Origin of the sequence: Streptomyces sp. NPDC057877, from assembly GCF_042796855.1 — a bacterium.
Classification (GTDB): Bacteria; Actinomycetota; Actinomycetes; order Streptomycetales; family Streptomycetaceae; genus Streptomyces.
This window is the reverse complement of the sequence record NZ_JBHVMS010000010.1, coordinates 200,551-209,754: the sequence shown is the minus strand read 5'-3', so window position 1 is coordinate 209,754 and position 9,204 is coordinate 200,551. Positions and strand designations below refer to the sequence as shown.

The 9,204-nt window shown below is 70.4% G+C and carries 9 protein-coding genes and 3 pseudogenes; 7 read left to right on the top strand and 5 right to left on the bottom strand.

Annotated features, from left to right (window positions below; genetic code table 11):
• Positions 1 to 17 precede the first annotated feature (17 nt).
• On the top strand, positions 18 to 521 hold the full coding sequence (locus ACFVQG_RS29745; RefSeq protein ID WP_383389222.1) for an NUDIX domain-containing protein: 504 nt from the start codon (positions 18 to 20) through the stop codon (positions 519 to 521).
• Here the strand turns inward: ACFVQG_RS29745 and ACFVQG_RS29740 are convergent.
• A pseudogene (locus tag ACFVQG_RS29740) lies at positions 493 to 648 on the bottom strand ((2Fe-2S)-binding protein); the annotation flags it as partial. The gene ACFVQG_RS29745 and the pseudogene ACFVQG_RS29740 sit on opposite strands and share 29 nt — an antisense overlap.
• A gap of 214 nt (positions 649 to 862) precedes the next feature.
• Positions 863 to 1,258: a hypothetical protein gene (locus tag ACFVQG_RS29735; RefSeq protein ID WP_383389220.1), complete on the bottom strand. Its 396-nt coding sequence runs from the start codon at positions 1,256 to 1,258 to the stop codon at positions 863 to 865.
• 571 nt (positions 1,259 to 1,829) lie between these two features.
• Between ACFVQG_RS29735 and ACFVQG_RS29730 the strand changes: the two genes are divergently transcribed.
• From ACFVQG_RS29730 to ACFVQG_RS29720, 3 genes are read left to right on the top strand one after another with little or no spacing between them, the layout of a single operon-like run.
• Positions 1,830 to 2,210: a hypothetical protein gene (locus ACFVQG_RS29730; protein ID WP_383389218.1), complete on the top strand. Its 381-nt coding sequence runs from the start codon at positions 1,830 to 1,832 to the stop codon at positions 2,208 to 2,210.
• 38 nt (positions 2,211 to 2,248) lie between these two features.
• The gene (locus ACFVQG_RS29725) at positions 2,249 to 2,869 is read left to right on the top strand and encodes a TetR/AcrR family transcriptional regulator (RefSeq protein ID WP_383389216.1); all 621 of its coding nucleotides are present in this window, start codon (positions 2,249 to 2,251) and stop codon (positions 2,867 to 2,869) included.
• A gap of 37 nt (positions 2,870 to 2,906) precedes the next feature.
• A complete protein-coding gene (locus tag ACFVQG_RS29720) occupies positions 2,907 to 4,049 on the top strand; it encodes an acyl-CoA dehydrogenase family protein (RefSeq protein ID WP_383389214.1) in 1,143 nt (380 codons plus the stop codon).
• A 29-nt stretch (positions 4,050 to 4,078) separates the two neighbouring features.
• Here ACFVQG_RS29720 and ACFVQG_RS29715 read toward each other — a convergent pair whose 3' ends face one another.
• Positions 4,079 to 4,966: an amidohydrolase family protein gene (locus ACFVQG_RS29715; RefSeq protein ID WP_383389212.1), complete on the bottom strand. Its 888-nt coding sequence runs from the start codon at positions 4,964 to 4,966 to the stop codon at positions 4,079 to 4,081.
• A gap of 4 nt (positions 4,967 to 4,970) precedes the next feature.
• Between ACFVQG_RS29715 and ACFVQG_RS29710 the strand changes: the two are divergent.
• Positions 4,971 to 5,407 (top strand): annotated as a pseudogene (locus tag ACFVQG_RS29710) (enolase C-terminal domain-like protein); the annotation flags it as partial.
• Between the two features lie 167 nt (positions 5,408 to 5,574).
• Positions 5,575 to 6,015, top strand: coding sequence for a PfkB family carbohydrate kinase (locus ACFVQG_RS29705; protein WP_383389210.1), 441 nt, complete (start codon positions 5,575 to 5,577; stop codon positions 6,013 to 6,015).
• Here ACFVQG_RS29705 and ACFVQG_RS29700 read toward each other — a convergent pair.
• A pseudogene (locus ACFVQG_RS29700) lies at positions 5,979 to 7,425 on the bottom strand (sulfatase-like hydrolase/transferase). The gene ACFVQG_RS29705 and the pseudogene ACFVQG_RS29700 sit on opposite strands and share 37 nt — an antisense overlap.
• A gap of 377 nt (positions 7,426 to 7,802) precedes the next feature.
• Here ACFVQG_RS29700 and ACFVQG_RS29695 point away from each other — a divergent pair.
• Positions 7,803 to 8,315 carry a hypothetical protein gene (locus ACFVQG_RS29695; RefSeq protein ID WP_383389208.1) on the top strand — a complete coding sequence of 171 codons (513 nt, stop codon included), beginning with the start codon at positions 7,803 to 7,805 and terminating at the stop codon, positions 8,313 to 8,315.
• Between the two features lie 321 nt (positions 8,316 to 8,636).
• On the opposite strand, the gene ACFVQG_RS29690 is transcribed toward ACFVQG_RS29695, so the two are convergent.
• Positions 8,637 to 9,047, bottom strand: a complete 411-nt coding sequence (locus tag ACFVQG_RS29690) for a hypothetical protein (RefSeq protein WP_383389206.1) — start codon at positions 9,045 to 9,047, stop codon at positions 8,637 to 8,639.
• Positions 9,048 to 9,204: the final 157 nt, after the last annotated feature.

The window sequence follows — 9,204 nt, the reverse complement described above, 5'->3', positions numbered from 1 at the left end:
GTGCTGCCATGCGGCGCATGCCTGTCATCGACGGTCAGGGCAACGCCCTGACCGCGTTCCTCACCGCCAGTACAGAGGACGTCCCGCCCGACGACGCGCCCCTGCCCCTGTCGCTCGTGGCGCTCCGGCACGACCGGCGGGTCCTGTTGGTTCTCGACCGGCATCGTCGGTCCTGGGAGCTGCCCGGCGGCATGATCGAGCCCGGTGAGACCCCGCGCCAGGCCGCCCTGCGCGAGCTGTCGGAGGAGACCGGCCAGCGGGCCGACGAGCTGTCCTTCGCGGGCTACGCGAGGTTCGTGCTGGGCGTGGACGGGCGGACCGAGTACGGTGCGCTGTTCACCGGCAGCACCGCCAGCCCCGGCCCGTGCCGGGCCAACGACGAGATCGCCGACTTCACCTGGTGGGACCCCGGCACCCCCGGCCCGGAACCCACCGAGTCACTCGACCTGCACCTCGTACGCCTGGTGGCCCTTTCCCAGCACTGGGGGCAGGTCACCGCATGCCCCTGGCCCCGGCCCTGATCGCCTCGCGGATACGGAAGTACGTACCGCAGCGGCAGATGGTGCGGATGCCGTCGAGGTCGGCGTCGGTGATCTCGCGGCCCTCGGCGGTGACGCGGCGCACCAGGGCGACCGCGGCCATGACTTGTTCGCCGTTGAGGCGGAAGGTGTGCTCGGGCACGGGCTGCTCTCCAGGCGTCTCAGCGGATGTGGTCCAGGCCCTCGGTGGGGGTCCAGTTCGGGCGGGGTGTTCGACTGCCGGGTGTAGAAGTAGTCGTCCCAGCTGGCCTCCAGGAAGTGTCCGCCGCGCAGGTGCAGACTGGAGGTCAGGGTCAGGGCGATGCCGTCCATGAGGCAGCCCATCATCTGGGCCTCCAGACCACGGGGGCCGTCGAGGTGGTGATGCCCTGGCCCACCTCCGTGCTCGGCACCGCGAAGGACACCGTGCCGTCCGTGCCGACCTCGACCGTGATCAGGCCCGAGGTCGGCAGGGCCGCCGCGGTCATCACGTCGTTGAGATCGACCAGTTCGGTGATCTCCGGCGAAGGGGTCTCCGACGAAAGGATCCCCGGTGCAGGGATCTCCGGTGACGGGATGCCCGGTGAAGGGACGTCCGCCGCCCGTGCCCCGGGCGCGGTGGCGAGTTCGGCGGCGGCCGTCAACGTCGGGGCGGACAGTACGTATCCCAGGAACCGGCGTCTGCCGAAGGGCTGCGGGCCGGGTGGCTGCGCGGCGGAACCGCTGGGCGAGGTCGGCATCGTTCCGTCCTGGGTTCATGGCCGGGGGCTCAGGTGCTCCGGTGAGCGCGGACGGGGGTCAGGAGGGGCGGTTGGCGTCGGGAATCGCCCGCGACGGAGCCGCTCGGGGACCAGGTCCACAGGGACCGCGCCCGCGCGGGCGGAGCCGCTCCCAGCGCCCCGAGCGCTCCCAGGGCTCCGCCCGTGATCAACATCTTGCGCCTGCTGGGTCCGTTCATCGCTTCGAACTCCTCCTTGAGCCCTTGAGCCCCTGAGCCCTTGAGTCCTTGAGTCCTTGAGTCCTTGAGTCCTTGAGGCCTTGAGCGCTCGCGGTCCTGTAGACCTGTCGATCTCCCTTGATACGATGAAACATATTGCGAATCTCTGTCTCATTGCTGTCTCATCAGGGGAGCACAAACGTGAGGTGCACGCCAGAGGCTTCGCGGAATCAGGGCGCACCTATTGGCCACACGTCAACAGGTCTCCCGTCTCCCGAGTGAGCGAGCCGCAAGTCCCGTCGTTGAACGCGCTGTTGACACATCGCCAAGAGCACCCCACTGTGGGGACCCGTTCGCGAGGCAGGGAGCCCGCCATGGTGACAGCAGAGCAACTGCACGAGTCCGTCGAGGGGCAGACCATCACCAGGCTGCTGCGCCGTAACGCCCAGCGGTTCGCCGAGCGTCCCGCGCTGACCACCGGCCCCGGTCCGGACGCCGGAACCCTGTCCTGGGCGCAGTTGCTAAACGACCTGCCGCACGTGCGCGCGGTCATCGTCCTCGACTGGTCCGCCGCCCCCGCCGACGATCCACGCTTCGTCAGCGCGGTGCTCTCCCGCGCGGAACAGGTGAAGCGGCACCGGGTCCGGGCCGGTCCCTGGACCGCGGAGACCGGTGAGCTGACGCCGAAGCTGAGCCTGCGCCGTCGTGCCATCGACGGACTGCACGCCGTCACCATGGAGTCGATGTACACATGACCGCGACGCGTACCGCGCTCACGGACGGAAGGACTCACATGGGCGTTCAGCGCCAGGCCCAGCGACGGCGGATGGAGCCGGACGCCCGGCGGGCCGAGATTCTCGGTGTCGCGCGCAGGCTGTTCGGGGCCCACAGCTACGGCACGGTGTCCCTGTCGGACATCGCCGCCGAGGCTGGTGTGGCCCGCGCCCTGGTCAGCCACTACTTCGGCAGCAAGCGGCAGCTCTACCTGGAGGTGGTCCGGCAGATGATGGTCGTCCCCGCCTCCGTCTCCGAGCGGCTTCCGCCGACCACCGCGGAGGAACGTGTAGCGATCTGTGTCGACCGGTGGCTCGAAGTGGTGGAGCGCAACCGGGAGATGTGGCTGTCCGCGATCGGCCTGGAGGCGCTCGGCCATGACCCGGAGATCGACCAGATCATGCTGGAGGCCGACGAGATCGCCACCGACCGTGTCCTGGAGGCGGCGATGATGGCCGATGTCACCCAGGGCCGGGAGAAGCTCCGGGCGATGATCCGCGCGCACAGCGGGATGCTGAAGGCCGCCTCCCGCGAATGGCTGGTGCGCGGCACCCTCAGCCGCAGCGACCTGCACGTGATGCTGACCCGCACCGTGCTCCATCTGGTGCACACGGTCTTCCCCGCCGTGCGGGACGACTGAGAACCCCCTACCGACGTGCCGAGGAGAGATGACCGTCATGCCCCGAGTCCTGTCAGACGAACGCCGTGACCTGGTCCGGGCGATCGCCGACTTCTGCCGCCGCGAGTGCGGAACCAAGGAACAGCGCGACAAGCTCACCGCCAACGGCCAGGTGCAGCACAACCAGAAGCTCTACGAGAAGATGGCGGAGCTGGGCTGGCTCGGCATCGCGGTCCCGGAGGAGTACGGCGGCGCGGGCCTGGGGATGACGGACCTCTGTCTGTTCCTGCGGGAGACGTCCTACGGACTCGCGCCGATCAGCGGTTTCGGGACGACCGTCATCGCGGCCGCCGCCTACGAGAAGTTCGGCACCGAGGAGCAGAAGCGCACCGTGCTCGAAGGCGTGGTGGGCGGCCGGGTCGAGGCCATCTCGATGTCGGAGCCGGGCGCCGGTTCCGATGTGGCGGCCCTGAACTGCCGCGCGGCACGCACCGACGGCGGCTATCTGGTCAACGGCCAGAAGACCTGGTGCTCCAACGCCCACATCGCCGACCATGTGCTGCTCATCGCCCGCACCGAGCCGGGCGCCTCGAAGCACGACGGACTCACCCAGTTCCTGGTGCCCACCGACGCCGACGGCCTCCAGATCCGGGGCATCGACACCATGGGCGGCAAGGAGGTCAACGACCTCTACTTCACCGACTGTTTCGTCCCCGACTCCGCGGTGGTCGGTGTCCCCGGACAGGGGTGGACCCAGCTCATGGCCGGGCTGAACCTGGAGCGGATGATCCTCGCCGCCCTGATGCTGGGCGTCGCCCGACGGGCCTTCGACGACACGCTCGCCTACGTCCGCCAGCGCGAACAGTTCGGGCGTCCCATCGGCTCCTTCCAGGCGCTCAAGCACCGGATCGCGGACATGGCCACCGAACTCCAGTGCGCCGAACTGCTCCTGGACGACGTCGCCGCCGCGATCGACGCCGAGCCCGACCGGGTGTTCGCACGCGAGGCCTCCATGGCCAAGCTCAAGTGCACCGAACTCGCCAAGCACATCACCCTGGAGGGCGTGCAGATGATGGGCGGCTACGGCTACACGACGGAGTACGGCATGGAGGCCCTGCTCCGCTCGACAATCGCCTCCACGGTGTACGGCGGGACGAGCGAGATCCAGCGGGAGATCATCGGCAGGACGTACGGGCTTTAGACCACTGGCGTTGACGACACGCGGACGTGTCAGAGGCCGAACAGGTCCGCCGCGTTGTCATGGCACACCGCCCGCAGCCACTCCTCTCCCAGACCCAGCCGTTCCAGGGCATGGAGCTGGTGCAGGTACGGATAGGGGATGTTGGGGAAGTCGGAGCCGAGCAGCACGCGGTCACCGAGGGCGGTGAGCCGGGGCAGGGCTCGACCGGGGAACGGCATGAACCGCTCGGTGAAGTCGGTGAACGCCATCGTGGTGTCCAGCCGTACCTCGTCGTACCGTTCGGCGAGGCCGAGGAACTGCTCGTACTCCGGCATGCCCATGTGCGCGACGACCAGCCGCAGCCGGGGGTGCCGGGCCAGTACGCGCGCGACGGGCTCGGGGCCGGTGTGCTTGCCGGGCGCGGGCCCGGAGCCGCAGTGCATCACCACGGGGATCCCGGCCTCGGCCAGTACGCCCCACGCTCGCTGGAGACGTTCGTCGGCAGGGTCGTAACCCCCCACCTGCACATGGGCCTTGAACACCCGCGCCCCCGCTTCGACCGCCGCGCTGACGTACGTCTCGACGTCCGGCTCGGGAAACAGGGTGGCGGTGTGCAGACAGTCGGGGGTGCGGCCCGCGAAGTCGGCCGCCCAGCCGTTCAGCCACTGCGCCATGCCGGGCTTGTGCGGGTAGAGCATCGCGGTGAAGGCCCGGACGCCGAACTCCCTCAGCAGCGCCGTCCGTTCCGCCTCCTCCCTCCGGTACGTGATCGGCCACCCCAGGCCGCCGATCAGCGGCCCGTTCGTGTCGAAGTAGTCCCAGACCTTGCGCAGGACCCGCTCGGGCATGAAGTGGGTGTGGACATCGATCAGCCCGGGAAGGCCGAGCCGCTCCGCGAAGCGCCGGACCTCGAGGGCCTCCGTGCGGTGATCGTTCATGCCGCTCACGATCGGCCCCGGTGGGAGGGCGGGGCCACCCCTGCTACGGGAGGCATCCGTCACAGCACAGCCCGCGTCCGCTCCCCTCGGGGCGGCCCAGGCGCTGTGGGACATCGCCGGAAAGACCTACGGCGCCCCGGCGCACGCCCTGCTGGGCGGCCCGGTGCGGGACCGCGTCCGCGTCTACGCCTGGGTCGGCGGCGACGACCCGGGCGAACTCACCGAGCAGGTCGCCGAGCAGGTGGAGGCCGGGTTCACCGCGGTGAAGACGAACGGCGCGGGCCCCACCTCCCCGGTGGCCCCCCGGCCGAGACTGCCTCGGTCGTGGCCCCGGTCACCGCCGCCCGGACGTCCTCGGCCCGGACCGGGACGTCGCCGTCGACTTCCACGGCCGCTTCACGGCCCGCCCGCGCCCGCCGCACCCTCGCGCGAGAGGAGCCGTACGCCGCTACCCGGTCGACCGTCGCACCGACGACCTCGGCACGCCGGAACCCACGGTGCGCTGCTGGACGCCGAATGCCTGCGACCGTCGATCGCGGGGGCGGAGTCGAACGTGGCGATGTATCTGGCGGACCACGGCATCCCCGTGACCTGGCTGTCCGGGCGCCGTGCTGCTGACGCTGTTCGTACGGCGGCAGCGGCGCCGTCGGCATCCATCGTCCTCGTCGGGCTGGACGAGGCGCGACCTGTGGGGCGCGGACCTGACGCCGCGGGACGTGAGGGAGTTGCTGCCCGGCCTGCAGACGGTCGTCGTCAAGGACGGGGCCGTGGCGGCCCTGGCGCTCACCACCGAGGCCACGCACCGGGTGCCCGCCCTGCGGACGACGGTGGGGGAGCCCGTAGGAGCCGGGGACGCCTTCGTGGCCGGATACCTGGCCGGATACCTGGCCGGGCTGGTGCGCGGGGCGTCACCGACCCATGCCCCACGGCTCGGACACGTCACCGCCGTGTCGGCGCTGAAGGTGACCGGCGACCACGGCCGTCTCGCCGACCCGGAGGAGCGGCGGCTGCTCTACCTGTCGGACGAGACCTGGGAGAGCAGCGTCTGATAGGGGAGCAGTTCGGCGTCGACCTGCTCCCAGGCCGCCCTGAGTTCGGTGAGCAGCTCCGGCTCCTGGGCCGATCGGTCGGCGCATTCGCTGGGATCGCGCTCCAGGTCGAACAGGACGTCCTTGTCGTTGTTCAGCGGCATCTTCGCCGTGGCCGCGCGATGGTACTTCCACCTGCCGCGGCGCGGCGCCCGCTCGGTCGCCTGCCGCCAGAGCAGATCCCGCTGCGGGGCGTCCTCACCGCGCAGCAGATGCCCGGCGAGGCTGACACCGTCCAGCGGGGCGGCCGGATCGGGTTGCGCGCCCGCGACCTCCAGCAGCGTCGTGGTCCAGTCGGGCGTGAAGACGGGTACGCGGCTGACCTGACCGCCGCGGATCCGGCCCGGCCACCGCAGGATGGTCGGCACCCGGATGCCGCCCTCCTGGAGCGTCGCTTTCGCCCCGGTGAACGGCCAGCTGTACGAGAAGCGTTCACCTCCGTTGTCGCTGGCGAAGACGACGAGGGTGTTGTCGGCCTGTCCCGAGTCCCGCAGCGCCAGCAGCACCCGGCCGACCGAGCGGTCCAGGTCCCGCGCCAGTTGCCGGTACTTCGCCAGGGACCCGCCGTCGAGGTGCGCGAGGACGTACTTGGCGTCCTCCGGCGGGAGTTCGAGGAGGAGCCGCTCCAGCCGGGCCGCCTCCTCCGTGTCGCCCTCGGCGATCCACGGCCGGTGCGGGGTGCTGAAGTCGAGGTTCAGCAGCCAGGGCCGCCCATGCTCACGTCGGATGAACTCACTCGCCCGTTCCGTGAGGATCCGGGTGTAGTAACGCAGATCCTGAGACGGGGTTTCGCCCTCGTACAGGCCTTATTCCCCGTAGGCGGTGAGTTTCGAGTAGTACTCCAGGGCCCCGCAGAAATTCCCGAAGAACTCGTCCCAGCCGGACTTCGTGGGGGAGTAGTCCGGTAACTCGCCGCAATGCCATGTGCCGATCATCGCGGTGGTGTACCCGGCGTCGCGCAGGAGGGAGGCGAGCGTGGGGTGGGCGGGTTCGAGGCCGGTCGTGTCGTCCTCGATGGGTTCCTCCAGTCCGGCGGCGATCCGGCCCGGTAGCGGCCGGTGTAGAGGATGATCCGGGTGGGGGAGCAGGTCGACGAGGCCGCGTAGCCGTCGGTGAACCGGACGCCGCTCGCGGCCAGTTGGTCGAGGTGGGGGGTGTCGATGTACGGCGATCCGTAGCACGAGAGATCGGCCCAGCCGAGGTCGTCACCGAGCACGAACAGCAGGTTGGGCCGCTCGACGGTACCCCTCGACACCGTGGGTGCGGCGTGGGCGGGGTTCTCGCGGAGTCCGGTCAGGCCGTGACGGCCCCGGCTCCGAGGAGGACGCCGCCGAAAGCGCGGCGGGACAGATCGCATGCGGACTCAGGCACGGTTTCGCTCCTTTACCCGGCAGTGTTGAAAACAGCGGTGGTGAATATGACGGGGCGGCTCACGAGGAGTGGGAAAGGCCGACGGTCTCCCATTCCGTACGGCCGTACCAAACCGACGGTAAGGGTCGCGCCGACGGGACGGAAGCCGCCTTCGTACCGCTGCCGGGAACCGTCAGGAAACCGTCAAGTTCGCCGGGAGGTTCCCTCAAGTGCCGTGGCTGTCATGGGGCCTGTCTGCCGATCGGGCAGAACGGCAAGTCGCTTGCTCCCGAGGTCCAGCTGACCAAGGATCAGCAGCGCGCGTCATCGACAACGACCCGCAAGACATCCCGAGGCCATCAGGAAGAGCATGGCCGCTTACAGAACGGCTGGTGGCCATGGGTGCTAGCGCTTCGGATCCGAGTCCCCTCGTCCTGGAAGTCGCCCGCCGTACCGGCAACGGCACCGTTGATCCCTCGGACGGGCACGCGCGGTGGGAGGTGTACCGGCGGGCCATGGACTCGCCGGACGAGTGGGATGCGTTGCTAGAGATCGTGGGACGGGAACCTGATCCGTCGATCGCCATGTCCGTGGTCCTACGGATGCTGGAGCGGGTTCCCGAGGCCGAAAGGACCGCCTGGGCCGAGCGGGTGCCGCTGGAGGAGAAGCGCTCGTCGGCCCTCCTCCGCGTGCGCGAGCTGCGCATCCTGGAAGCCGCGCGCGGCGCGGCGGCAGCGGAGCGCGCCCCGGCTTCCGACGAGGTCCCGGAGTGGTCCGACTGGCTGCAGCGCCGCGCCGCGGAGGAATCGGTCTCGCCGGAGGTCCTGGAACTGCTGAGCCAGTCCGGGCGAACGCGGAGGGTGAGACACGTTGCCGCGCAACGGCTGCGGGTCCTGCGGCGGACCCGGTGACCGCGAGGACGACGCCGGGCCCCGGCGCCGGGACCCGAAGCCCGGTGACGGCCCCCGCTCGGGCGCCCGGCCACCACGGTGACCAGCCGCCTGCCCGGACTTGCCCGGTCTTGCGAGGGGCGCGGGGCGTGCTTTCCCTGCCAGCGGTGGCGCGGCCGACCCGACCGGGGCCCTGATCGCGGGGGAGGGCGCGGTGGTTCCCCGGGCCTTGTGGGGGACGAAGCCGCCGCCAGGTACTGGACGCGCGGCGCGTCGGCGCCCCCGGTGACCGGGACGTGCCCGCGGTCGTCGGGGGCGCCTTGTCTGCGGCTATGGCTGGTGTCAGCCACCCCCGGTGACACAGCTGGCGAGACATGCCAGCCATGCGGTGTTGCAGGGCACGCAGCAGAAGCACGGCCACGAGGTGCCCGAGCCGCACTCACGCGCGATGCAGGCGTTGCGGGTACGGGAACAGCCGTCGGTGCAGCCGGGGCCAGCCGCGGGGTTCAGCGCGGTCGCGGCCTCGTACGCCACCGCGTAGGCGCCAGTGGCCGCGGCGAACTGTCCGGCCTGCTGGTCGTTCCAGGTGGTGGCGTTCTGAGCGGCGTCCTCCAGGAGGCGACGGGCCTCCTCCAGGAAGACCCGTACGGTTTCCTCCGCCACCTCGGAGAGTTGCTGAGGGCTGGGGAAGTCCTGGAGCGCCGCGGAGGCGGCACTCTGGAGGGCGGCTTTGTGTTCGTTCGTCAGGGACATGAGTACCCCGTTCTGTGAAGTCGAATGGACGTGACGGCCCGCCAACTGACCGAGGGCGGGCAGCCGCGGTCCCGAGTGACGGTCCGGAAGCCGGTGACCGTACTGGGGAAGCCGGGGCGTTTCCCGAGCATGTGGCAGTACGTCAGGCCTTCACAAG